This is a genomic window from Corynebacterium sp. MSK158, from assembly GCF_030229085.1.
In the GTDB taxonomy this organism is placed as follows: domain Bacteria; phylum Actinomycetota; class Actinomycetes; order Mycobacteriales; family Mycobacteriaceae; genus Corynebacterium.
Map to the genome: position 1 here is coordinate 120,291 of NZ_JASPHJ010000006.1, position 24,821 is coordinate 145,111.

A 24,821-nucleotide genomic window follows, 5' to 3' on the forward strand; every position below is an offset into this window, starting at 1 on the left:
GGCCCCAAAACGTAAAAACACACCCCCGCTCGTTATCAACCTTTCGGTTGAGTTCGAGCAGAAGGTGTGCCGCTAGACCACGCTGATCAGCGGGAATGCTTAGAAGTCCCAGTCATCATCCGTAGTGTCCTCAGCCTTGCCGATGACATAGGAAGAACCCGAACCAGAGAAGAAGTCATGGTTCTCGTCGGCGTTCGGCGACAACGAAGACAAGATAGCCGGGGAAACGCGGGTCTCATCGGCCGGGAAGAGCCCCTCGAAGCCCAAGTTATTCAACGCCTTATTGGCGTTGTACCGCAGGAAGCGCTTAACGTCCTCGGTCCAGCCCAGGTCATCGTAGAGATCCTCGGTGTAGTCGATCTCATTGTCATAGAGGTCATAGACCAAGTCGAAGGTGTATTCCTTCAGCTCCGCCTGGCGCTCTTCATCCAGCTGCTTATACGCCTGCTGGAACTTATAACCAATGTAGTAGCCATGCACAGCCTCATCGCGGATGATCAGGCGGATGATATCGGCGGTGTTGGTGAGCTTCGCACGGGAGGAGAAGTACATCGGCAGGTAGAAGCCGGAGTAGAACAGGAAGGACTCCAGCAGCGTGGACGCCACCTTCTTCTTCAGCGGATCATCGCCCTTGTAGTAGGACAAGATGATCTTGGCCTTCTTCTGCAGGTTCTCGTTTTCTTCGGACCAGCGGAAGGCATCGTTGATCATCGGCGTGGACGCCAGGGTCATAAAGATATTGGAATAGGACTTGGCGTGCACGGACTCCATGAAGGCGATATTGGTGTAGACCGCTTCCTCATGCAGAGTCTGGGAATCCGGAAGGAGGGAAATCGCACCCACTGTGCCCTGGATGGTATCCAGCAGCGTCAGGCCGGTAAAGACCCGCATGGTGGTTTCCTTTTCCTTCTCCGTCAGCGTCTTCCAGCTGGGAAGGTCATTGGAGACTGGAACCTTTTCCGGCAACCAGAAGTTACCGGTGAGACGGTCCCACACTTCAAGGTCCTTTTCATCCGGGATGCTATTCCAGTTAATGGCTTCAACTGGCTTTTCATGACTAGAAAGATAGTCATCGTACTCGTGCGACACGCGGCGTCACTCCAATACTAAAAACGGACAAATTCAGGTCTCCAGCATACCCAATTCGCCGCCCCTCTAAGCCATTGTGCTGGATACCACTTACCTATACTGATCCCAGTTACTTCGGAGCATGCAAAGAAAGGATTTCCGCATGAGTGCCACCCCTCCCCTGCTGGGTTCCGTGGTGGATCAGCTCGGCGCGGATATAGTAAGCGGAGACCTCGCGGAGGGCGAGCGGTTCCGGCTGGGGGACGTCGAAAAGCGCTTTGGCATCTCCCGCACCGTAGCCCGAGAGGCCATGCGCGCCTTGGAGCATCTCGGCATGGTGAGCTCTGAGCGCCGCGTGGGCCTCACGGTGCTACCGATGGAGAAGTGGGCGGTATACGACCCAGCGATCATTGGCTGGCGCTTAGACAACGATAAAACGCGCGGGCAGCAAGTGGCCCGGCTCAACGAGCTAAGGCTTGGCATCGAACCGGTGGCCGCGCGTCTGGCTGCCGGCAACGCCACCGCCCAGCAGCGGGCGGAATTGCTGCGCCTCGCCGCGCGATTGGCCGAGCTGGAATCCACCCCGTCTCCGCGCGTGGGCGAAGAATTGGAAACCGATCTGCGCTTCCACACCCTCATCCTGCGGGCCTCCGGCAATGAAATGCTCGCCGCGCTCGCCCCCTCCCTAGTGGCGATGCTCAAGGGCAAGTCCGTCTTCGGCTCCCGCAAACGCGACCCCATCAGCGGCACCACACAGCTGCACAGGGAACTGGCCCGCGCCATTGATGCCGGGCTTGCCGACGCCGCCGAAGAAACCTCCCGCACCATTCTCGACCGCACTAGGGCCGAAAACGGTTAAACGCCTCGATGCACGTCCTTCCCCGCGACGTGCATCGAGGCGCCCTACCACCGGTTTAGAGCATGCAGGATACGCAGCCCTCGACCTCGGTGCCCTCCAGCGCCATCTGGCGCAGGCGGATGTAGTACAAGGTCTTAATGCCCTTGCGCCACGCATAAATCTGCGCGCGATTGACCTCGCGGGTGGTCGCGGTGTCCTTGAAGAAGAGCGTGAGCGATAGGCCCTGGTCCACATACTTCGTGGCTACGGCATAAGTATCGACGATCTTCTCGTAGCCGATCTCATAAGAATCCTTGAAGTACTCCAGGTTGTCATTATCCATGTGCGGCGCCGGGTAGTAGACACGGCCGATCTTGCCCTCCTTGCGGATCTCAATCTTGGAGGCAATCGGGTGGATGGACGAGGTGGAGTTATTGATATAGGAAATCGAGCCCGTCGGCGGCACCGCCTGCAGGTTGCGGTTATACAGGCCGTACTTAGCCACGTCCTGCTTCAAGTCCTCCCAGTCCTGGGCGGACGGGGTGTGGATCGAAGAGGCGTCGAAAAGCTCCTGCACCTTCTTCGTCTTCGGCTTGAACTCTTCCGGATCGTAGCGGTCAAAGAATTCGCCCGAGGCATACTCGGACTGGGGGAACTCCGTGAAGTACTCGCCGCGCTCGCGGGCAATCTTATTGGAGGCACGCAGCGCCGCATACAAAATGGCGGCAAAGTAAGCATTGGTAAAGTCCAAGCCCTCTTCCGAGCCATACTCGATGTGCTCGCGGCCCAAGTAACCGTGCAGGTTCATCTGGCCCAAACCGATGGCGTGGGACTCATCATTACCACGGCGCACGGACGGCACGGAGTCAATGGAGGTCTTATCCGCCACGGCGGTCAGGCCGCGGATGGCGGTTTCCACCGTATTGGCAAAGTCCGGAGAATCCATGGTCATCGCGATATTCAGGGAACCCAAGTTGCAGGAAATATCGCTGCCCAGCTCCTCATAGGTCAGGTCCGCGTTGAATTCGGATGCGGAGTTGACCTGCAGGATTTCCGAGCACAGGTTGGACATGTTGATCCACGAGGTCTTCACTGGGTTCGCGCGGTTTACGGTGTCCTCGAACATGATGTACGGGTAACCGGACTCGAACTGTAGCTCTGCCACGGTCTGGAAGAAGTGGCGGGCGTTGATCTTCTTCTTGCGGATGCGTGGGTCTTCCACCATCTCCTCATAGTGCTCGGTCACGGAGATGTCACCGAAGGCCTTGCCATAGACGCGCTCGACGTCATACGGCGAGAAGAGGTACATATCATCATTGCGCTTAGCCAACTCAAAGGTGATATCCGGCACGACGATGCCCAGCGAGAGGGTCTTAATGCGGATCTTCTCATCCGCATTCTCGCGCTTGGTGTCCAGGAAGTTCATGATGTCCGGGTGGTGCGCGTTGAGGTAAACCGCACCGGCACCCTGGCGGGCACCGAGCTGGTTGGCGTAGGAGAAGGAATCCTCCAGCAGCTTCATCACGGGGATGACGCCGGAAGACTGGTTCTCAATGTGCTTAATTGGTGCACCGGACTCGCGGATATTAGACAGCAGGAGGGCCACGCCGCCGCCGCGCTTGGAAAGCTGCAGCGCGGAGTTGATGGAGCGGCCGATGGACTCCATATTGTCCTCGATGCGCAGCAGGAAGCAGGAGACGAGCTCGCCGCGCTGGGCCTTGCCGGCGTTGAGGAAGGTCGGGGTAGCCGGCTGGAAGCGGCCGGTCATGATCTCGTCTACGAGGTGCTCCGCTAGGCCAGTATCGCCATCCGCCAAAAATAGAGCCGTCATGGACACGCGGTCCTCAAAGCGCTCGAGGTAGCGACGGCCATCAAAGGTCTTCAGCGTGTAGCTGGTGTAGTACTTATACGCGCCCAGGAAGGACTTGAAGCGGAACTTATAGGAATAAGCGCGCTTGAATAGCTCCTTAATAAAGGAGAAATCATACTGCTCAATGACCTGCGGGTCGTAGTACTTGTTATTAATCAGGTAATCGATCTTTTCTTCCAGATCATGGAAGTAGACCGTGTTTTGATTAACGTGCTGCAGGAAGAATTGGTTAGCGGCCTCGCGGTCTTTTTCAAACTGAATCTTGCCGTTAGCATCGTAGAGATTCAGCATCGCGTTCAGAGCGTGGTAATCCAACTGCTCTTCTGGCTTTACTGGCTCGGCGACGGTCTTCCCCAATTGCGTACTCACAGCTGACAAGGCCTTTCTTAAAAATTAGGATCTTTATTTAAGTCGTAGTGGGCGCTAGGCCGCGGCCTCGAGTCCAAGCTCGGCGGCGTTAGCCAATAAGCCTTCACGACAAATTTTTATATCGTCTTCGTTTCCCAGCAACTCGAAACGATATACATAGGGCACTTTACATTTGGCGCTGATGACGTCACCAGCCTTGCCAAAGTCGGCGCCGAAGTTGCTATTGCCACCCGCGATTACCGCGCGAATGAAACTACGGTTGTGCTCATCGTTCAGGAACTTAATTACCTGTGTAGGCACGGGCCGGGAGTTCTGGTGGCTGATGGACGCACCCCCGCCATAAGTGGGGCACACCAAAACATAGGGTTCGTTGACCTTGAGGGGCTCGTCCGTGCGGCGCAGCGGGATGCGCGCGCTAGGAAAGCCCAGTTTCTGCACGAACCGGTGCGTATTTTCCGTCGCGGAGGAAAAATACACGACCAACATCGCTACTGGCCTCCCCTACTCCCTTAAGCGGAGGCCGCTACGGAAGCCAAGCCCTTGATACGGTCAGGGCGGAAACCAGACCAGTGCTCGCCATTAGCCTCAACTACTGGGGCCTGAACGTAGCCTAGGGCCATAACGTAATCGCGGGCCTCTTCATCGGCCGAGATATCGACGAGGTCGTACTCAAGGCCGGCACGGTCGAGAGCCTTCTTGGTGGCATTGCACTGGACGCATGCTGGCTTGGTGTAAACGGTGATAGACATATAGATCCTTAAAGCTCCTGCATTGAAAAATTCGTCAGAGCGGGGTGCGTTTTCCCGCCTATGCGGGCGCTTCCTGCGCCGCTCTGAGCAACATCAACGACACTATACTTTGGGGGAAATACCCGCAACTAACACAATATGTAGTAGTTACAGCCGTGGTATTCCCAGGATGGCACACCCTCAGGCCCCACATGTTGTCCACACCAACGGACAGCCATGAAACTACACCAATGGGATTCCTGCAGGTTTACCTGGAGTTCACCATTTTGTGTGTCAAAGTTCACATTTTAGGGCTGGCATGTCACCTTAAGAGCCTACTGTCGAAGGCTCGCCAGAGGCGCAGGTCGCCGGGTCCGGCCCCTCCCCTGGGGCACGCTTCAGTCCAAAAATGACCTGACTCAACACCGTCCGGTCGGTCGGCAACTTGTCGTGACGAGGGGCCACGCCGCAGACTTCGCCAAGGTCGAGGTTGACCACATCGGCGCCGTCGCCAAGCGCCAGCTGCGAAGAGCTATTCGGAGTCACCGTCGTATCCCCCGGCGAATAAATGGAGGTATAAAGCACGCCTGGCGCGGTATCTGGCAGCGCATTGAGCCGTTGCATAAACTCCGACCCCACCACTTGCTGGACGCCGGCCGTACTAGCCAAAAAGGCGGCGAAGTGCGGCGCGAAGGCAATGAATTTGGAAAGCGTCTCCCCCTGCCCATTGAGCGTGGTGCCGTGAAAGTTGCCGCCCAGCGCCACCGCATGGGACACATGGTCCGCCCCATCGTGCATCTGGGTATAGGTCTTGATGTGCATACCGCCCTGGGAATGGCCCACCAAGTTCACCTTGTCCGAGCCAGTGACCTCGCGGACATAGTCCACCTAATCCGCAATTTCCGCGGCCGAATCATCCAGGTCCGCGATGGCTTTGACACTTGGAATCATATTCTGCAAGGTGACATCATCGGCGCCGTAGTCAAAGGCCCACACGCCCCCCCCCGATCTTGCAGGAGGTGAACCAAGTTTCCCCATACGGAAGCATTGTTTGAGGTTCCATGCAGCAACACAACGGGCTCAGTGATGTCCCCTGAAGGCACACAGGACGGGTCATTGATACCAAGGGACTCCGGCGCCGAGGATTCCCACTGTGACTCTGTGGCATGAGCCACTGGGGCAGAAAATCCGAGTGCGGCGGCAGTGAGTGCGGCAACGATTCGATGGGACATTATTCTTCTTTCTCACGGCATGGATAGACAAAATAATTATATTCATACATTTGTCTTTATGTTCACTTGGATTTAAAAGAATTTATTCTTTGCGCGCGAGCTCACGCATGAAAAAATCCGCCCCGCTCCGGAAATCCGGAGGGAGCGGATGGAATCGCGTCTCAATTAGCCCTGACGAGCCTTGAAACGGGGATCCTTCTTGTTGATCACGAAGACCTTACCGTGGCGGCGAATAACCTGGGCGCCCGGCTTCTTCTTCAGCGACCGAAGGGACTTACGGACCTTCATCGGGCGCTCCTTTCGTTATGCGCAATCTACATGCGGTTGAATAAGTAAAGCACGGACTGGGAATCCCCAGCCATGACACGAGGAAAAATGTTACCTCACACGGCCGTCAATACCAAAACACTAAGGCTTCACGGGTGCGGACTCGCGCTCGTAGCGCGACTTCATCTCCTCGCCTACCTCATCCAGGCTACGTCCCATAGTCTCTGGAACCAAAACCTTGGTGTAGCCGATGGCGATGAGACCAAAGACTCCGAAGACGATAAACGCCACCGGGCCGGTCAGCCACTCCACTAGCGGCAGGAAGTACTGCGCCACGGCCCAGTTGGTGGCCCATAGCGAGAGCCCCGCAATGCCCATGCCTAGGCCGCGCACCTGCAGTGGCACCAGCTCGGAGATGAGTAGCCAGGTGGTGGGTGACACTGCCGCCTGTTGGAAGGCGATAAACAGCGCCATAAATACCAACGAGACCATCGCCATGGCGGTGGAGTCCTGCGCATGGGAATAGGCAAAGGAGAGGATAAACAGCGAGACCACGTTGCCGGTCAGGCCGATCAGCAACAATCGCTTTCGCCCAATGCGGTCCACGACCTTGAGCCCCACCCAGCAGGCCAACACGGATACCGTGCCGATAACGATGGAGGTATAAACCGAGTTGGCCGTGGATATCCCTACCTGGTTCATCATGGTCGGCGCGAAGTAGACGATGGCGTTGACGCCGGTAATCTGCTGCGTCAAGCCCATCAGCATGGCAAGCAGCACCGTAATCTGCATCCACCGATTGGCCTTCAGCGCCTTCCATTCGGATCCGCTGGATTTTCGCGCGGTCTCTTGCGAGGTCAGCTCCGAGATGTCCATCCCGGCGCGCCCGGCAATCTCTTGGGCGTGGCGCATGCGCCCGTTAGTGGCCAGCCATACCGGCGTCTCTGGCAGAAACGCCATTCCGAGTGCCAGCACCACGCCCGGGACGGCGGCCAGGCCCAGCATCCACTCCCAGCTGCCGGTAGAGGCCAGCGCGGAGTTGACCAGGTAGGCCATCAACTGGCCCACCACAATCGCGAGGGTATTGAGCGAGACCATGCGCCCGCGCACCTTGGCGGGCACGATCTCCGCGATATACATGGGAGACACGATGGACACTGCACCCACAGCAAAGCCCAAAAAAGTGCGCGCCGTGGCCAGCATTCCCACCGAGCCGGAAAGCGCACACCAGATGGAGCCCACCACGAAAATAATGCCGCCCGCAATCAGCGTGAAGCGGCGTCCATACCTATCGGCGATGCGCCCGGCCGTCAGCGCCCCTACTGCAGCACCCACGAGCAGCATCGAGGTCACCCAACCCTCTTGGTGGGCACTCATGTCGAATGCGGGGCTAATAAAAAGCAAGGCACCGGACATCACGCCGGTGTCGTATCCAAATAGCAGCCCGCCCAGGGCCGCTATGCCAGCTACTACCTTGACATAAACTTCCTTATTCACAGCACAATATTGTGTCAGGCAGCTACCATGAACGTCATGTCGAATGATGCCGAAAAACTGCAGCAAACCATCATAAAAGCCCTGGGTGTGCGTCCCTTTATCGATCCAGAAGCCGAAGTGCAGCGCCGCGTGGATTTCCTGGTTGATTACCTGCGCACCACCGGCGCTAAAGGCTACGTGCTGGGTATCTCTGGCGGCCAAGACTCCACCTTGGCAGGAAAGCTTGCGCAGCTGGCGGTGGAACGCGTCGACGGCGCGGAGTTTTGGGCCGTGCGCCTGCCCCACGGCGTGCAGGCCGATGAGGACGATGCTCAGATTGCCCTGGATTTCATCCAGCCCGATCACCGCGCCACCGTCGATATCAAGCCAGCCACCCTGGCCCTCGACGAACAGGTGGCGGATGCGCTGCAGCTTGCCGACGTCACCGATTTCAACCGCGGCAATACCAAAGCCCGCCTGCGCATGACCGCCCAATATGCCATCGCCGGTGAAGTCGGCGCGCTAGTCATCGGCACCGACCATGCGGCGGAAAATGTCACGGCCTTCTTTACCAAGTGGGGCGATGGCGCGGCGGATCTTCTCCCCCTGGCCGGCCTCAATAAGCGCCAAGGCGCCGCCCTCCTAGAGCACCTCGGCGCCCCGCGCTCTACCTGGGAGAAGGTCCCCACCGCGGACTTGGAGGACGATAAGCCCCAGCTTCCCGACGAAGAGGCTCTCGGCGTCACCTACGCCCACATCGATGACTACCTAGAGGGCAAGGCGGTTCCCAACGCCGCCCGCGAACGCATCGAAACCTTATGGCGCCGCGGCGCCCACAAGCGCATCATGCCGCAGGGGCCGAACCTTTAGCCTAGCGCCTCCAAGGTTGCGGCCGCCGCGCGCTCCAGCGTCCGGTTATAGCTGGCGCCGTGCGTAAGCGCATGCACCGCCAACGGGTGCAGTTGGTGCATGGGAATCCACTTTTCGATGTCCTTCGGCGCACCATATCCCCGGAAAATCTCCTCGAGGTACGGTGCCCCGAAAAGCGCCAACATTCCCAAATCCGTATGCGGGTGCCCACCATGGGCGGCGGGGTCAATCATGATGCCGCCATCCGCTCCAAAAAGCAGGTTGCCCGCCCATAGATCGCCGTGGATGCGCGCCGGCGCCACATCCCAACTGCGCGCGGCGATGGCGTCGCAGGCACGCCTTACCAAGTCCAACTGCGCTGCACTAATCCCCGCCAGTTCCGCAAAGGGCAGCACTCGCTGTTCAACATAGAACTCGCCCCAATTATCCGTCGGGATGCAGTCTTGCTCGATGCTGCCGATGAAGTTCTTTCCCTCCCACCCGGTAGGAGGTGCGCCAAACGCTTCGGCTCCCCCACGGTGCATGCGCGCCAGCTCCGTACCAAATGTCCGCGCCGCCTCCGGCGTGGGCATGACCTCGTCCACGCGCTCGGTAACGATTTCTAGCCCGTCGGCGCTCACGACGTTGACCACCGCGTCGGTGGCCTCCCTGAGCCACCGCAGTCCGGCAGCCTCGGCACCTGCTTGATCTCTGTCGCGTACTCGCTTTGAAAAAGTCTGCATGCCGCCCAGCCTAATCAGGCAAGGAAACTTTTAAAGCGCCGAATGCTCGCGCGTGGGCAGAGCCATCATAAAGAGCAAGGCGATTCCACCGAACACCGGAATGAGCCCAATCAGGCATAACAACCCCGTCCTCCCGGAATCGTGCAGCCGCCGGCACATCAAAGAAACGACTGGAATCACAAGTACCGCCTCGGCAATAGTCTCAATATCCACGCCAAAGTGCCGATCGATAATGCCGATTGCCACAGAGCTCAGCACCAGGAAACCGAAAACCCACCAAAACTCACTCATGGACGCCCGGCCACGAAAGTTGAAGTACTTTACAAAGAACCTGCCCACCGCCTGTACAGGCGACGCCCCATAGAGCGCTTCGCGTGTAAAGAACCCTGTGGATTCATCAGTCATTCTGCGCGCGAGCCCCTTCGATGTTGACTGCATATACTCGGCTGCGCACCATGCTACCCACTTCCTATAAAGGAGGAGCAATGTACTCGGACGTCACCATCATCGGCGGTGGCTTTGCCGGCACCGCTGCGGCCATCACCTTGGCCCGCGCTAACCGAAAAATTCAGTTAATCGATTCCGGGGCTCCCCGCAATCGCTTCAGCGAACATGCCCACGGCATCCTTGGCCTCGATGGCGCGCCTCCCGCCGAACTGCTTCAGCGCGGCCACGCGGAGGTCAAGAAATTCGGTGGAACCATTTCCCAGGGCTCGGTGGAGAAACTCACCCGCACTTCCGAGCACGGACCTTGGCAGGTAAAACTTGGCAGCGGCGAGGTTTTCGAATCCTGCCACATTCTCGTCGCGACGGGGCTCACGGACAAGCTCCCTGCCGTCCCCGGCCTCAGCGACTTGTGGGGCACCAGGGTCTTTCATTGCCCTTACTGCCATGGCTACGAAGTCACTGGGAAGAAGGTTGCGCTCATCGGCGGCGCGAATCCGCCTTTTACCATCCGCATCAGCAAACTGCTGTCCACGTGGACGAGCACACTGACCTTCTACCCCAACGGCCTTGAGCTCACCGATCTTGATCGCTCGCAACTCGCCGGATTGGGCGTAAAGGTAAACGATGCGCAAGTGACGCAAGTCCGGCCAAAGGAGGCATCGTCGACCGACGTTGTAGTGCAAAGCTCCACTGGAGAAGACACCTATGAAGCGTGCTTTACTGGACCCGATTTTCTGCCCAATGACGCACTGCTGCGGGATGCCGGCTGCGAATCAGCCAACGGGTGGGTCAGCGTAGAGCGTGGCCAGACCTCGGTATCGCGCCTGTGGGCGGCCGGCAATGTGGTCAGCTCGCCAGACCAAATCTCGCAAGCGATGGGCAGCGGTGCGGCTGTGGGCATCGCTATCGATCAGCGCATGCTCGATGAGAATCTAGCGGAGCTCTAGCCCTCCGCAACGAGAAAAAGGAGAGGAACTGATGTTCCTCTCCTTTATATTGTGGAGCTAACGGGATTCGAACCCGTGACCCCCACACTGCCAGTGTGGTGCGCTACCAGCTGCGCCATAGCCCCTCAAACGAGGTGCAACCCTGTGGGCTGCAACTCGCTTAAATATACATGGAGGGTATTTAACTCTCCAAATCGCCTGCTACTTGGTGACGATTTCTACCCAGTCACCCAGGTTCTTGCCGGCCTTTTGATCCTTTTCTGATGGAACATCCTTGCCATCCTTGATGATGCGCGGCGAAGATACGGTTCCGGTTTCCTTATCCAGCTTGTCGTAGTTGGTCTTCGCCACCTTATTGCCCTGCTTGACGTCTACATCCTTGATGGAATCAACGACATCATCGTCCGCGCCAAGCTCCTTGGCTTGGTCAGCGATATCTCCGGTCTCCCACTTATTTGCTACACTTTGCTGGTTTTGCATGAGGAAATCACGCAAATTCCAGTAAGTCTTGGCATCACCGGACTTGGCCAACTCGGACATTGCGGCTGCCGCCTTGGTGGAGTAGCCGTCCTGGTTTTCAATATCTTCGCCATCCAAGAAGTTGAGGGTACGTACATGGACGATGAGCTTGCCGTCCTCGATAGCCTGCTTCATTTTGCCATCAGTGGCCTGCGCCAATTCTGCACAATGTGGGCAGGAGTAATCTTCGTACAGATCTACTTCAGGAGTACCGTCCGTAGCATTTTCGCCCTTCAGCGTGATAGCGCCGTCGCTGTACTCCATCGTCATATTGACGTCTTCGATGCCGTCATCGGACTGCTTACCGTTCCACACGATGTAGCCAATGACAACGGCAATAATGACGAGGAGCACGCCGACTCCCCAAATAAATCCGTTGCCACCCTTGGCGTTCGGGTCAGATACTTTGCTCATTTGAACCTTGCCTTTGCAATTCTTCGGACTCGATCAGCCTACCTTGCCCACCTGCTAGGGGTGAAGGGCAAACTTGGTGAAGGGGCGCTTGATGGTCCATAGGGTCAGGAATTGATATGCGGCGTCGCGCAGCAGCGTCTTCGCATAATCCATTCCTCGGTCAGGATTTTGGGCGTCAAAGCCAAAGCAGCCGCAGTCAATATCCAGTCCACGGGCCCAAGCTTGTGCGATACCCACCATAAAGAGCAGCAACACGACGGTGGCCACGATGGAGGACTTTCGCAAAAACAGCCCGAGCAGCAAGAGCACGCCACCAATAACCTCCAGTGGGCCAATGACCGTTGCGAGGTAAAGAGCCCAATCAGGCGTAAAAATGTCATAGCCTTTAATGGCCTGGGTCATGTCTAGGGTCTTGCCAAGCTTATGCACGCCGGCGTCAATCCACACCCAGGCCATAAAAAAGCGGGCGATGAAGCTGATGACATCAAGCATCAGCTTCCCATTAATCTTGCTACTCACGAGGATGAGTTTAGCGTTAACCCTTTAAAACATTGGCAACAACTGCCTGTGCTTCTGCTTGCACCTGTCTGAGATGTTCCTCACCCAAGAAAGACTCGGCATAGATTTTGTACTTATCTTCCGTACCGGAAGGACGAGCGGCGAACCAGGCATTTTTCGTCGCTACCTTCAGGCCGCCAATGGCCGCGCCGTTGCCGGGTGCCTCCGTCAGCTTGGCCACAATGTCCTCGCCCGCCAGCTCAGTAGCGGTGACCTTGTCCGGAGACAGCTTCTTGAGGATGGCCTTCTGCTCGCGGTTAGCGGGGGCGTCGGTGCGGGCATAGGCTGGGGCGCCAAATTTCTCCGCCAGTTCTGCATAACGCTGGGACGGAGTCTTGCCGGTGACGGCGGTAATCTCCGCGGCGAGCAGATCCATAATGATGCCGTCCTTATCGGTGGACCACACGGAGCCATCGAAGCGCAGGAATGACGCCCCAGCGGACTCCTCGCCACCGAAACCAATGGCGCCTTCGACCAACCCCGGCACAAACCACTTGAAGCCAACAGGCACCTCCACCAATTCGCAGTCCAGGCTTTTCACCACGCGATCGATCATGGAGGAAGACACCAGGGTCTTTCCCACACCGGCACTCCCCCACTGCGGGCGGTGACTAAAGAGGTACTCGATAGCCACGGCGAGGTAGTGATTGGGGTTCATGAGTCCGGCATCGGGAGTGACAATGCCATGGCGGTCCGCGTCGGCGTCGTTGCCGGTGGCAAGGTCAAACTTAGAGCGGGCGTCGACAAGCGAGGCCATAGCATCCGGCGAGGAACAATCCATGCGGATCTTGCCGTCCGTATCCAAGGTCATAAAGCGGAAAGTGGAATCCACCTCCGGATTCACCACGGTCATGTTGAGCTCGTAGTGGTCCGCGATGGCCTGCCAATAATCCACGGAAGCGCCACCCATGGGATCAGCGCCAATGCGCAGGCCGGATTCTTTAATGGCCTGCATATCCACCACGTTCTTAAGGTCAGCCACGTAGTTGTGCACGTAGTCGTGCTTCACGCAGCGCTCGTCCAGCACGCCCGCGACAGACGTCCGCTTCACACCCTCCAGCCCAGCGCGCAGGTACTCGTTCGCGCGGCCAGCAATCCAATCGGTGGCCTGAGCATCGGCCGGTCCACCGGTAGGCGGGTTGTATTTGAAACCGCCATCGCGGGGAGGATTATGGGACGGGGTAATCACGATGCCATCGGTGCCAGGGTGAGTCAGGATGGCATGGGAGACCGCTGGGGTCGGCGTGTAGCGGCCGCGCTCGTCGACGCGAACCTCCACCCCATTGGCTAGCAGCACCTCAAGGGCGGAAACCATGGCCGGCTCGGACAGCGCGTGGGTATCGCGGCCGATGAAAATCGCCCCAGCAACGCCTTGTTCCGCGCGGTAATCCACAATGGCTTGGGTAATCGCTAGGATATGTGCCTCATTAAACGCGCAATCGAGCGCGGAGCCGCGGTGGCCTGAGGTACCGAAGGACACCTGCTGATCCGGGTTATCGGCGTCCGGGGTACGGGTGTAGTAGGCGGTGACCAATTCTGCGATATCAATAAGATCCGTGGGCTGTGCCAGGGTGCCGGCGCGCTCGTGGGCCATTGCGTGCTCCTTGCAGGGTTGGGGTGGGATGCCATTCCAGCTTGCCTTCTCTCCCGTGGTTGCGCAGGACGAATATTCCCCCGGCTGGGGGTATGGGCAAATTTACTCCATTTCTATAGTTCGCTAGATTTACAGAATGGACTCGCTTAATTCCATCCTCTCCGCCATCAGCACCGTGGTGTGGGGACCATTCATCCTCATTCCCCTCCTGTTGGGCACCGGCTTGTGGCTAACCCTTCGTTTGGGCGGACTCCAATTCCGAGCGCTGGGACGCGCGACGCGTCACGTCTTTGCCACAGACTCTGACGAACAGTCCACCGAGGGTGATATTTCCAATTATCAGGCGCTGACCACCGCCCTTGCCGCCACCGTGGGCGTGGGAAATATCGTGGGCGTGGCCACCGCACTGTCCATCGGTGGCCCTGGCGCACTGGTATGGATCTGGATTACCGGCCTCGTGGGCATGGCGTCCAAGTACACCGAGGCCTACCTGGGCGTGCGTTTTCGCACCACGGATTCCAAGGGCGAGATGTCCGGCGGGCCGCAGCAATACCTAAAGCGTGGCATCCCCGGACCACTCGGATCGGTACTCGCAGTATTCTTTGCCATCTTTGCAATTTGCGCCTCCTTTGGCATCGGCAACCTCGCCCAAGCCAATGCTGTGGCCACCAATATGGAATCGACCTTCGGTATCGCCCCAGCGGCCACCGGTGCAATCCTCTTCGTCTTGGTGGGCTCCGTACTCCTCGGTGGAATCCAGGCCATCGGGCGCATTACTGCCGCCTTCGTCCCGTTGATGATCATCGTCTACGTCCTGGGCGGGCTTTATGTAATCTTCTCGCATGCCGCGGAGATTCCCGCCGCCTTTGCCATGATTTTCAGCGATGCCTTCACCGGCACCGCCGCCGGCGGTGGATTCGTGGGCTCCACCATCATGATGGCCATTCAATACGGTGTTGCCCGCGGCATCTTCTCCAATGAATCCGGCATGGGCTCCGCCGCCATCGCCGCCGCGGCTGCCAAGACCCCGCACCCGGCGCGCCAGGGGTTGGTATCGATGACGCAGACCTTCATTGACACCATCATCGTGGTAACCATCACTGGCTTGGTCATTGTTGTGGGCGGTACCTGGGATATGGGCCGCGACGAGGCCGGAATCATGACGGCCGAGGCCTTTTCTCGCGTTCTTCCTGGCGACTGGGGCGGCACCATCGTTTCGCTCTCCATTATTTTCTTCGCCTTTTCCACCATCATGGCCTGGGCGTATTACGGCGAGCGTTCCTTGGAGTCCCTCTGCGGCCGCAAGGCCTCTATCCCCTACCGCATGTTTTTCGCCTGCCTCCTCTTTGTCGGCTCCGTCTCGGAGCTCGAGCTCGCCTGGACCTTCTCCGACCTAGCCAATGGTCTCATCGCCATCCCGAACCTCATTGGCCTGCTCCTGCTCTCCGGCCTCGTGGCCCGCGAAACCAAGGCGTACTTAGCCTTTGACCCCAAGCTCAATAAGCCAGTGAATGAGGTGCGCGCGTTCGTAGAGTCCCAGGGGATGAACTGGAAGTAACATAGGCCGCATGCCTCAATTCCTCGTCGTGGGTGCTGGCGCTGCGCTCGGCGCGGTGGCCAGGTACCTCCTCGCCGCCGCGCTCGGCGGCGGCATGCTCCCTCTGCTCGTCATCAATATCCTCGGCAGCGCGCTCATGGGCTACTTTCGCCCCGGCCCCTTCTGGGGCACCGGCGTGCTCGGCGGTTTCACCAGCTTCGCCACCTTCGCGTTCCTGACCTCCGAGGCGCATTGGACCGTGGCCCTGGCCTATGTCCTGGCCACCATCATCGGCTGCGTGGGCGGCTACCTGGCAGGTGACAAGCTGCGATGAATATTCTGTGCGTCCTTCTCGGCGGTTTCATCGGCGGCAGCCTGCGCTATGGCTTTACCCGGCTTATACCCGCCCCCTACTGCACTTTCGTGGCGAATATTTTGGGCTCCCTAGCCCTTGGCCTGGCCTATGGTTTCGCCCAGCTTGCCGACGCCCCCATTATTCACCCCTTCCTCGCCCTCGGCCTCGCCGGCGGCCTATCCACTTGGTCCACACTGGCGAAGGAACTGGGTGAGATGATCAAACGCAAGCAAAGGTGGCGACTGTGCAAGTACCTCTTCTGGACCATTGGCCTCGGCATCGTTCTAGCCTGGCGCGGCACCATTTGGGCGGCACGCATTTATCACGGCATTTGAGGGGCAAACTCCCAGCTAACTAGCAGTTACTTTTGTCCTGCACAGGCCTAATGTTTTCCGCGTGAGTTTCCTTTTGAATCTGCCTTTGGCGGATCCCATCAACGGCGTGATCTTCTACGCCATCCTCGCGATTGCAGGAATCATCATTCTCCTTCAACGCAAGGTGTGGCCGCTGGTCATCGCGGCCCTACTGTGCGTCATCGCTTGGTACTTTCTCCAGCACTGGCAAGTTCCGTGGTATATCTTCCTCGCAGCTTTCGTCCCCGTAGCGGCGTTGCTCCGCAAGCCCAAATCTGTCACGATTGCGGCCGGAATCTTCTCCCTTTTGGCAACGGTTGGCATCATCAACATGGAGTACCAAACCTATCCAGACATTGCCTCCCTGGACCCACGCCCCGTGGCAAAAGAGATGAGCTACGAGGAGTTTTCCCACACCAATTCCGGTGCAGCGATCGTCCACGTCGATCTTCCGGGCACCACCTCCCATTTCTCCGCTCGCCAAGCTACGGCGTATATCCCGCCTGCATACTGGACGGACCACACCCTGCCCGTCATCGTCCTCCTGCACGGCAACCCAGGTGGCCCGGAGCAGTGGTTCGGTTCTGGAGAGGCGGCTGAAACCGCGGACCAGTTCCAGGCGGCGAATGGAGGCCGCAGCCCCATCGTCGTTGCCGTAGACGCCACCGGCTCTGAAACTGCCAATCCCATCTGCGCCGATAGTACCCAGGCCAAGGTCATGACCTACCTCAGCCAAGACGTGCCGCAGGCTATCAAGCAGAAGTTCAAGGTTAACCCGGATCAGCGCACTTGGACCGTCGGTGGACTAAGCTACGGCGGCACCTGCTCCCTGCAGATCGCCACCAACCGCCCCGAAGCCTATGGCTCTATCATCGACATTTCCGGCGAGGCCGAACCCACCATTGGCAACCACGCGGCCACGGTGAAGAAATTCTTCGCTGGCGACGAGTCCGCCTTCAATGACCAGGACCCCGCCCACTTGCTTGCCCGCAAGCGCTACTCCGCCCAAGCCATCTTCATCGCTGGCGATAAGGACACAGCTTCCGTCAATGCCCTGCGCTCGCTTTCCGACGCGGCCCGCAACGCCGGCATGAAAACCTACTTCGGCACCCGCCCCGGCGGCCACTCCTTCCAGGTGTGGCGCCCAGCCCTGCGCGAATCTTTCGCTTGGGCCGCCCGTCGCGGTGGCATGACCGCTATTAAGGATCCCTTCGACGGAATTGGAGCCAACGATGTCCGTTCTTAAAACCATCCTGACCAGGTTTCCTGTTTCCCTGGCCGTCTTAGTCATCATGTGGGCGCTCCACCTAGTGGACTTTCCCACCTCTCACTGGTTGGCGCTGACTACCGCGCACCCCGGCGGCGCCATCATCTTGTCGGTCCTTATCCTGTTGTGGCTCGTTCCCGCAGAATGGCGCTTGGGCTCCCTGCGCACGTTGGCGGTGGGAGTTATCTCCCAGCTCATTACCGTGCCCCTATCCATCGTCCTTGCCCGCGGAATCGAGACCGCAGGGCTGAACCGGTGGGGCAATGATCTCCTTAGCGATACCTTCCTCACCCCAATCGGTTTTATCGCCGGTGCTGCCGGCTTTGCTTCCGCCCTACTACCCCGCCTGTGGCGCCGCCGGCTACGCATCTCGCTTATCGTGCTTACCGCTACCTTTGTGCTCTATTCCGGCACCATGTCCGATGTCCTCGGCATCGTTGCCGCCGCACTTTCCATTACGGCGGGCCAACTTCTCTTTAAGCCCGAACCCGCACCGCCTTCCATCAGAGAGCGCCGAGTGCTCCTCGCAGTTGGCGTCGCCTGTGTAGCCATCGGGCCCGCCTTTGTGGCACTCAACCCCATGGCAGAGGGCCCCTTTTCGCAGATTACGCAGCTCCTTTGGACCCCACATCTATCCGCTTTGGAGGCCGCCCAGTCCTGCGCGGATTCGGTCACTTCTGCCAGTTGCACCGCGGCAGTCGACCTCGCCCGCGCCCAAGGCATCGGCGCCGTGGTAGCCAATATCATGCCGTTCATCATCCAGCTAGTGGTGTGCTTTGGCCTTACCCGCGGCCGCGTGCTCGCGTGGTGGATGGCGGTCATTACCCAGGTACTTGCTATCACCCTGTTGACCTACCAGCTTTGGGATGACGCCCGCCTGAGCTATCTCCTGCCCAACCTCGTGCTCGTCCTCTTGCCCTGGCTACTGGCACTATTCATGCTGCTAATTAACCGCTCACTGTTTCACACCCACGAAAACCGCGCATTCTTCACTCGGACGGTCACCCTCGCCATACTTGCCGCCGCCATCGGCGCGGGCCTGTGGATCCTCACCGCCTCGTTGCACAACACCGTACCCCCGGCGAACCTCGCGGCGATCCTTGCAGAAACCCCACTGCGTTTCGTCCCGGCCGTAGTCGCACTCATCCTCCCCCACCACGTCGCGCCGGCCACGATGATTTCTTGGTTCGTCTACGAATGGGTGGGAAACGTCTTCTGGATCGTCGTGGCTGTTCGTCTCTACCTTGGCTTTTCACGGCCCGTAGACCCTGCACAAGAATCTGACCGCGACTCGGCTCGTCGCTTACTCGAGTCCGGTACCGGCGATCACCTTTCTTTTATGACCCTGTGGAGATCCAACCACTACTTCTTCCACGATGATTCCTACGTGGCCTACCGCGTCTCCAATGGCATCGCCCTCACACTGGGTGCTCCCGTCGGCCACGATATCAGCGCGGAGTTCGAGGACTTCGCCGCTGAGCAAGGCTGGATGGTGGCGTGGTATTCCGTCAATACCCAATTCGCCGATGCACACCCGCAGCTAAAACGCCTCCAGGTCGCAGAAGAAGCCGTACTCAGCTGCGAATCCGTAGAGTTCAAGGGAAAGAAATTCCAAAACGTGCGCACCGCACGAAACAAAGCAGAAAAGGAAGGCATCACGACACGGTGGACCACCTGGAAGGAGCTAGATATTGCCTCCATCGCCCGCGTCACCGCTTTAAGCGAGGACTGGGTCTCTGAAAGGGCCCTCCCCGAAATGAGCTTTACCCTCGGTGGCATTGAAGAAATGATGGTGGACGGCACTCGGCTCTTGCTGGCTGAGTCTGCCGATGGCACATTACACGGTGTCACCAGTTGGATGCCGGTATACGAAAATGGTGCCATTGCCGGCTACGTTCTCGACGTCATGCGCCGCAATGAGCACGGATTCAAAGGAGTCATTGAACTCCTCATCTCAGAAGCGATGCTCATCGCACACTCCGAAGGCCGAGCCTGGATTTCCCTTTCCGGTGCCCCACTTGCCGGACAACCAGACGAGCCTAGCTGGCTCGACGTCGCCCTCGACCGCCTTGGTGAGGAAGTCGAACCACTCTATGGCTTTCGCACCCTAGCGGCCAGCAAGCGCAAGTTCCAGCCCGAGGAGCACCCGTGGTATCTCTGTTACCACGATGAACTGAAACTTCCTTCCATCGCATTGGCCACCATGCATGCCTACCTGCCGGATATGAAAACAAAGGATGCGGTATCGGCAGTCAGGGCTTGGATGGCCGCGTAAATACAGGAAGGTCTCCCTTCTTTGTGCCAAGAAGGGAGACCTTGGGCGTTTTAGGCTAGTCCGCGATTGCCTCCAATGGCGGCGTCTTTGCCGCGCGTTGCGACGGCCATACTGCCGCAATAATGCCGACGATGGCCGAGCCTACGAGCATAATAAGCACCATCGCCCACGGAATCTGCGCGGAGTCCAATCCCTCATCACCGAGAATCTTGATAAAGGACCAACCCAAGCCAAGGCCGATAAGGATGCCCATTACCGCGCCAAAGAGCGCAATCTGCACCGACTCAAGAGTGATCATCGTGCGGATCTGGCGGCGCTGCGTACCCACGGCACGCAACATGCCAATCTCCTGGCGTCGCTCAATAACACCCAGGGTCAAGGTATTGACAATTCCCAGCACGGCGATAATCACTGCAAGGGCAAGCAGGCCATACAAGATGGAAAGCATCTGGTCGATGAATCCGGCGGCTTGGCCCGCATACTCCTCGCCAGAATTAACCTGAACCACGACCAAATCCTTGACCGAGTCCTCTAGGTTGTGGCGCAGTTCTTCCTTGTCATAGCCTTCCTGGCCCAAGACGCCCACCATTTGGACGGTAAAGGACTTCTTCGGTGCGACCTTTTCCGCCACATCCTGCGAAAGCACCATATTCTGGACCACATCGGTGGGCTTAAAGGTACCGACCAGCTTCGCCTCGGCCTTCTTGTCCTTTTCCTCAGAAGTAACCGTGTAGGTCTCTCCTACCTTCCAGCCGTGTTCCTTGGCAAAGTCTTCGGTAGCAATGAAGCCCTTCTCCAAGTTGGCATCACCCTCGACCATGTCGAGCGCAATCATCGACGACGGATCTCCATCCGCAGTCGTCGTTTGCTGGAATTGTGGACCATAATCCATCGATGCCTGACCATCGACGGCCACCGGAGCCATACCGACGGTAATCACCTTATCGACGCCTTCGGCCTCCGCCGCGCGCTTACCCGTGTCCTTCGGCGTCGGGAATTCACCGGAGCTAGGACCGGAAAGCAGGTAATCAGAGGTAATGTTTTGCTCCACGGTATCGGCCACAGAAGACTTCATCGTTGCACCAAGCATGCCGATGGCAGTCACCAGAGCCACGCCCAAGGTCAGCGCAAATGCGGTGGCTGCCGTACGGCGCGGATTACGACGTGAGTTCGTCGCCGCCAGTGAACCAATAGCGCCAAACGGTGCACCGATTACCTTGCCCACCGTGGGAACCAGAGGTAGCGACAGGGCCGGGCCGGCTAAGAAGAATCCCACGATGACACCGAATGCGCCGACGCCGACGAGGATGGCGCGGACGTTGGTTTCGCCGTCGGAAAGCACGCCTGCCAACGCCGCAACAATGCCCACCAGCAAGATAATGGCACCGAAAATCGTGCGTACCTTCAGGGAAGTTCCGGAAGCTGATTCGGTAGTGCGCATTGCCTCCACCGGCTGCACGCGACCCGCGCGCCGTGCCGGGGCCCATGCGGATACAACCGTCACGATAGTGCCCAAAATGATTGGAACTACGATAGCCGAGACGCTCAGGCCCAAGCCGCCATCGAGAGGCATTCCCTGCGCGCTCATCACTGCCTTAATGATTGCGACCAATCCCATACCGGCAACCACGCCAACAATGGACCCCAGAACACCAACAATGGCAGACTCCACCACCACCGAGTTTGTAATCTGGCGACGGGAAGCACCCAGCGCACGCAAGAGAGCGAACTCCTTAGTGCGCTGCGCGACAATCATCGAGAAAGTATTCGCAATAATGAAGGTGCCCACCAGCAGCGCAATCAGGCCAAACGCGATGAGGAAGTAATTGATGAACTTCAAGGCAGAAGACATCATCTCCGAAGTCTCCTCAGCCAGGCGCTCACCCGACTCCGCCTTGACTTCATACTTCTCGTTCAGGTGATCCACCAAGGCATTCGCATCCACTCCATCGGCTGCAGAAACCTTGAGCTGGCTCGGCTCACCGTAGCGCTCCAGGTAATCCTTTTCAGCCATGCTCAGCACGATGCTCTCGCCCTGGTCTACCGCGGGCTCTGAGATGCCAGAAACGGTAACCGTATCCTGCTCATCGGGGTGAACCACAGTCAGCTTTTGGCCCACAGAAATGCCGTATTTGTCAGCCGCGGAAGAGTTGATGAGGACCTCGTCCTTACCGCTAGGCTCCTCGCCCTCCTTCAGTTCATCGGCGCCGCCAACGACCTTGTCTTCTGGATAGAACGGGACAACGCTGGCCGTGCCGCCCTGGGTTTGATAGGCCTCCGAGTTCTCATCGGCCGCGACAACGGTCTCCGAATCCGCGATATTGATGTTTTTAACATCCTTATCGTCAGCCAGCTTCTGACGCAGCTTGTCATCCAGTTTCGCGCCATTGTCGTCCTTTTGGCTCACCACTGCATCCACGCCGCGGAACTGATTATCCACGGCGGAGTCAAACGTAGACTTCAGCGAATTGGTGAACATAAACGAGCCGGCAATAAACGCAGTGCCCAAAACTACCGCGAGAATCGTCAGCCCAAGGCGCAACTTATGCGCCACAATATTACGCAGAGATACTCTGCGCATTGCGTTTCCGCGTGCCATTTAGCCCTCAATCTCCGCCATTACCTGGTGAATGGCCTCCATCGTCGGATTGTGCAACTCATTCACAAGCTTGCCGTCAGCAAGGAAAACCACCCGGTCTGCATACGAGGCGGCCTTGGCATCGTGTGTCACGATGACCACTGTTTGGTTGTCCTTATCCACCGCGGTTCGCAGAATATCGAGCACCTCGGCCGAAGAATTCGAATCCAGGTTGCCCGTTGGCTCATCGCCAAAGATGATTTCCGGCCGAGACACCAATGCACGAGCACAGGCCACGCGCTGTTGCTGTCCGCCAGACAGTTCAGCTGGGCGGTGTTCCAGGCGCTCCGCTAGGCCAAGGCGGCTAGTAACCTCCTCAAACCACTGCTTATCGACGCCCTTGCCCGCAATATCCGTGGGCAGCGTAATGTTTTCTGCCGCAGTCAGCGTGGGCACAAGGTTAAAGGACTGGAAAATAAAGCCCAGCCGGTCACGACGCAGCGCCGTAATGTCTTTGTCGTTGAGTGCCGACATATCGGTATCACCGATAAATGCTGATCCGGAAGTCGCTGAATCGAGACCAGCCATGGTGTGCATCAGCGTCGACTTACCGGAACCCGACGGGCCCATGATCGCAGTAAATTCGTTCTTGCCAAATTCAATGGATACATGATCAAGAGCGACGACGGCTGTGTCATCACTTCCGTATTGCTTAAACAAGTCAACGGCGCGAGCCGCAGCATCAGTCATGAGACAAATTCTCCTTGTAAATGGGAAATTACCTATTTAAGTCTAGCGACCATGGCCTCCGGCCAACATCATCCCTGAGGAGGAAAACGGCATGCGAAAGCCTGGCACGCGCCTTCCCCTAGTCACACACCGCAGGCTCAGGTCTATTCCCTAGCCTTCCTTTCTGTTCTTTGTTGTTGGTGTGTGAGGTATTGGGCCCAGGTGTGGTTCCAGTGGGTGTGGTGTGTGGTTAGTGGTCCGGTGGGGTGGTCTAGTTGGTAGGTGCCGTCGTGGTGTAGCCAGGCGATGGTGCCGGTGATGGGGTCGAGGATGTAGTGGATTCTGCGGTCGGTTTTGATGTTGTGGTGGTGTTGGCAGAGGTTGACTAGATTATCTGGGCTGGTTGGCCCGCCGAGGTGGTATTCGATGCGGTGGTCGAGTTGGCAGCGGGTGGCGGGGACGGTGCAGCCGGGCCAGCGGCAGGTGGCGTCTCTGCCTTGGGTGTAGGCGCGGCTGTCGGTGGTAGGGGTGTATGAGTCTGTCTCGTCGGCGTTGAGTCGGCGGATGAAGGTGTTGTCTGTGGGTGCGTGGTTGAGGTTTATCCATCCGGCACCGGGGTGAAAGACCAGGTTGGTATCGGGGTTGGTGGTAAACGTGTTGATCGCAACACTGGTGTGGGTGTCTTCGAGGATCAGGTCGATGAGTCCTTGTGCGGCGGTGGTTGTGGTCTGGTTGGTGTAGGCGTCGATGTGGCGGGCGATGATGGTGGCGGTGGCACTATCGCAGGTTAGCGTTAGTGTGGTGGTGTTATCGGGGTTGTAGTTAATGCGCAGTCGTGGTTCGGGTTGTTGTTCTTTGTCTTCGGGGCGCAGGTGGGTGTCGATGAAGGTGCGGATAAAGCGGCGCAGATCCGCGTCGGTGGGGACGGTTTGGTTGGGTGTGGTGGGGGTGAGGAAGTCTGCGAGTGCGGCGTCGATGGCTTCGAGGTGGTCTGGGTTGTTGTCCAGCCGGGTGAGTTCGCGGTCGATGATGCGCAGTTTGGTCAGGTCGAGTATCCAGTGCTGTCCTTGGACTTCGGTGACTAGGGGTAGTTGGCGCATGCGGAAGTGGGCGCGCAGGAAGCCTAGGAGTTTGTGGTAGGAGATGCCGAGGTCTTTGGCGAGGCTGGTCAGGCTAAGATCGACGTCGTCGTCTAGTTGGGGGAGGATGGCGCGGTAGAGGAACCAGGAGGTTTTGCGGGTGTAGGTGCCGGCTTTGCCGATGTGGTTGCCGGGTGCGTTGGTGGTGTAGAACGCTTCAGGTACATCACCATCGTCTAGGGGATCGGTGTCGGGGTGGTCGCTGATGAGGAGGGTGTTTGGGTAGTCGAGGGAAACGTCTGGTTCGGGCGGGGCAAGTGTGGCAGTCATGGGGCGGGGCACTCCAGCAGAAAAGAACAGTGTTCGTATGTGTTTTCTAACGAGTGCTTTTATAGTATCCCGACTGGTGAACATGTACCCCCTGTGGGGGTGTTTATGTTCGAATAGGGTGCCCTAAATCCGCAGGGATCCCCAGAGTCGCACCTCATACAACAGCGGGGGTAAAAGCAAAGGTTTAGGGTTCGTTGTCTATTACTCCCCTGCCGGGTGTTTGCAGTTCCACCAGGTCTAATGTCAATGAGCGTGTGTGCCGAAGCGGCGTCGGGTTTCGTCTGCTTCTGCAAAACGTGAAAAAGAAGGAGGCGGTGGTTTGCCGTCTCCTTCTTTTTTGTTTCTGTATTTTGTTGTGTTTTGTTGTTTGGTGTCGGCGGTGACTTACTCTCCCACAAC

At 58.2% G+C, this 24,821-nt stretch carries 23 protein-coding genes and 1 tRNA gene; 8 read left to right on the forward strand and 16 right to left on the reverse strand.

All coding sequences use genetic code 11. From position 1 onward, the window contains the following. Positions 1 to 99: 99 nt before the first annotated feature. A complete protein-coding gene (gene nrdF / locus QP915_RS06665) occupies positions 100 to 1,089 on the reverse strand; it encodes a class 1b ribonucleoside-diphosphate reductase subunit beta (protein ID WP_049378445.1) in 990 nt (329 codons plus the stop codon). Between the two features lie 142 nt (positions 1,090 to 1,231). On the opposite strand from nrdF, the gene QP915_RS06670 reads away from it, so the two are divergent. Next, positions 1,232 to 1,927 (forward strand): FadR/GntR family transcriptional regulator, encoded by a 696-nt coding sequence (locus QP915_RS06670; protein WP_284768757.1) that lies wholly within the window; start codon positions 1,232 to 1,234, stop codon positions 1,925 to 1,927. Between the two features lie 55 nt (positions 1,928 to 1,982). Here the strand turns inward: QP915_RS06670 and nrdE are convergent, their stop codons facing one another. From nrdE to QP915_RS06700, 6 genes are all read right to left on the reverse strand, one after another. Further along, positions 1,983 to 4,145 (reverse strand): class 1b ribonucleoside-diphosphate reductase subunit alpha, encoded by a 2,163-nt coding sequence (nrdE, locus tag QP915_RS06675; protein ID WP_284767067.1) that lies wholly within the window; start codon positions 4,143 to 4,145, stop codon positions 1,983 to 1,985. A gap of 54 nt (positions 4,146 to 4,199) precedes the next feature. After that, positions 4,200 to 4,631, reverse strand: coding sequence for a class Ib ribonucleoside-diphosphate reductase assembly flavoprotein NrdI (nrdI, locus tag QP915_RS06680; RefSeq protein ID WP_204611071.1), 432 nt, complete (start codon positions 4,629 to 4,631; stop codon positions 4,200 to 4,202). 23 nt (positions 4,632 to 4,654) lie between these two features. After that, a complete protein-coding gene (gene nrdH / locus QP915_RS06685) occupies positions 4,655 to 4,894 on the reverse strand; it encodes a glutaredoxin-like protein NrdH (protein ID WP_204611069.1) in 240 nt (79 codons plus the stop codon). Positions 4,895 to 5,200: 306 nt separating this feature from the next. Next, complete coding sequence (locus tag QP915_RS06690; RefSeq protein WP_284768758.1) at positions 5,201 to 5,761, reverse strand: alpha/beta hydrolase; 561 nt, start codon at positions 5,759 to 5,761, stop codon at positions 5,201 to 5,203. Between the two features lie 509 nt (positions 5,762 to 6,270). Then, the gene (gene ykgO, locus QP915_RS06695) at positions 6,271 to 6,393 is read right to left on the reverse strand and encodes a type B 50S ribosomal protein L36 (RefSeq protein ID WP_003847162.1); all 123 of its coding nucleotides are present in this window, start codon (positions 6,391 to 6,393) and stop codon (positions 6,271 to 6,273) included. A gap of 120 nt (positions 6,394 to 6,513) precedes the next feature. Further along, positions 6,514 to 7,869 carry a sugar porter family MFS transporter gene (locus tag QP915_RS06700; RefSeq protein WP_284768759.1) on the reverse strand — a complete coding sequence of 452 codons (1,356 nt, stop codon included), beginning with the start codon at positions 7,867 to 7,869 and terminating at the stop codon, positions 6,514 to 6,516. Positions 7,870 to 7,896: 27 nt separating this feature from the next. Between QP915_RS06700 and nadE the strand changes: the two genes are divergently transcribed. Further along, positions 7,897 to 8,718: an NAD(+) synthase gene (gene nadE / locus QP915_RS06705; protein ID WP_284768760.1), complete on the forward strand. Its 822-nt coding sequence runs from the start codon at positions 7,897 to 7,899 to the stop codon at positions 8,716 to 8,718. Here the strand turns inward: nadE and QP915_RS06710 are convergent. After that, complete coding sequence (locus tag QP915_RS06710) at positions 8,715 to 9,440, reverse strand: fructosamine kinase family protein (protein WP_284768761.1); 726 nt, start codon at positions 9,438 to 9,440, stop codon at positions 8,715 to 8,717. The two genes, nadE and QP915_RS06710, sit on opposite strands and share 4 nt — an antisense overlap. 30 nt (positions 9,441 to 9,470) lie before the next feature. Next, positions 9,471 to 9,845, reverse strand: coding sequence for a DUF805 domain-containing protein (locus QP915_RS06715; protein WP_284768762.1), 375 nt, complete (start codon positions 9,843 to 9,845; stop codon positions 9,471 to 9,473). Positions 9,846 to 9,925: 80 nt separating this feature from the next. Here QP915_RS06715 and QP915_RS06720 point away from each other — a divergent pair, with 80 nt between their 5' ends. Beyond that, entirely contained in the window at positions 9,926 to 10,834 is a 909-nt protein-coding gene (locus tag QP915_RS06720) for an NAD(P)/FAD-dependent oxidoreductase (protein WP_284768763.1), read from the forward strand. Positions 10,835 to 10,886: 52 nt separating this feature from the next. Here the strand turns inward: QP915_RS06720 and QP915_RS06725 are convergent. The 4 genes from QP915_RS06725 to pgm all read right to left on the reverse strand — a co-directional run bounded on the left by QP915_RS06725 (position 10,887) and on the right by pgm (position 13,919). Further along, positions 10,887 to 10,959: transfer RNA gene (locus QP915_RS06725), tRNA-Ala, on the reverse strand. Positions 10,960 to 11,035: 76 nt separating this feature from the next. Further along, a complete protein-coding gene (locus QP915_RS06730) occupies positions 11,036 to 11,767 on the reverse strand; it encodes a DsbA family protein (protein WP_284768764.1) in 732 nt (243 codons plus the stop codon). A gap of 54 nt (positions 11,768 to 11,821) precedes the next feature. Beyond that, entirely contained in the window at positions 11,822 to 12,259 is a 438-nt protein-coding gene (locus QP915_RS06735; RefSeq protein WP_284768776.1) for a MauE/DoxX family redox-associated membrane protein, read from the reverse strand. 43 nt (positions 12,260 to 12,302) lie between these two features. After that, complete coding sequence (gene pgm / locus QP915_RS06740; protein WP_284768765.1) at positions 12,303 to 13,919, reverse strand: phosphoglucomutase (alpha-D-glucose-1,6-bisphosphate-dependent); 1,617 nt, start codon at positions 13,917 to 13,919, stop codon at positions 12,303 to 12,305. Between the two features lie 136 nt (positions 13,920 to 14,055). Here pgm and QP915_RS06745 point away from each other — a divergent pair, with 136 nt between their 5' ends. From QP915_RS06745 to QP915_RS06765, 5 genes are all read left to right on the forward strand, one after another. Then, positions 14,056 to 15,477: an alanine/glycine:cation symporter family protein gene (locus tag QP915_RS06745; protein ID WP_284768766.1), complete on the forward strand. Its 1,422-nt coding sequence runs from the start codon at positions 14,056 to 14,058 to the stop codon at positions 15,475 to 15,477. Positions 15,478 to 15,487: 10 nt separating this feature from the next. Beyond that, positions 15,488 to 15,790 (forward strand): fluoride efflux transporter family protein, encoded by a 303-nt coding sequence (locus tag QP915_RS06750; protein ID WP_284768767.1) that lies wholly within the window; start codon positions 15,488 to 15,490, stop codon positions 15,788 to 15,790. Continuing rightward, on the forward strand, positions 15,787 to 16,146 hold the full coding sequence (locus tag QP915_RS06755) for a fluoride efflux transporter FluC (RefSeq protein WP_284768768.1): 360 nt from the start codon (positions 15,787 to 15,789) through the stop codon (positions 16,144 to 16,146). The genes QP915_RS06750 and QP915_RS06755 overlap by 4 nt, the downstream gene beginning before the upstream one ends. Before the next feature lie 61 nt (positions 16,147 to 16,207). Beyond that, positions 16,208 to 17,410, forward strand: coding sequence for an alpha/beta hydrolase (locus tag QP915_RS06760; RefSeq protein WP_284768769.1), 1,203 nt, complete (start codon positions 16,208 to 16,210; stop codon positions 17,408 to 17,410). Beyond that, positions 17,397 to 19,706: a bifunctional lysylphosphatidylglycerol flippase/synthetase MprF gene (locus QP915_RS06765; protein ID WP_284768770.1), complete on the forward strand. Its 2,310-nt coding sequence runs from the start codon at positions 17,397 to 17,399 to the stop codon at positions 19,704 to 19,706. Before QP915_RS06760 ends, QP915_RS06765 begins: the two co-directional genes overlap by 14 nt. Before the next feature lie 55 nt (positions 19,707 to 19,761). Here QP915_RS06765 and QP915_RS06770 read toward each other — a convergent pair whose 3' ends face one another. The 3 genes from QP915_RS06770 to QP915_RS06780 all read right to left on the reverse strand — a co-directional run bounded on the left by QP915_RS06770 (position 19,762) and on the right by QP915_RS06780 (position 24,422). Further along, positions 19,762 to 22,305 (reverse strand): ABC transporter permease, encoded by a 2,544-nt coding sequence (locus QP915_RS06770; RefSeq protein ID WP_239278430.1) that lies wholly within the window; start codon positions 22,303 to 22,305, stop codon positions 19,762 to 19,764. Next, positions 22,306 to 23,034 carry an ABC transporter ATP-binding protein gene (locus tag QP915_RS06775; RefSeq protein WP_284768771.1) on the reverse strand — a complete coding sequence of 243 codons (729 nt, stop codon included), beginning with the start codon at positions 23,032 to 23,034 and terminating at the stop codon, positions 22,306 to 22,308. A 143-nt stretch (positions 23,035 to 23,177) separates the two neighbouring features. Continuing rightward, entirely contained in the window at positions 23,178 to 24,422 is a 1,245-nt protein-coding gene (locus QP915_RS06780; RefSeq protein WP_284768772.1) for an HNH endonuclease signature motif containing protein, read from the reverse strand. Between the last annotated feature and the right edge of the window lie 399 nt (positions 24,423 to 24,821).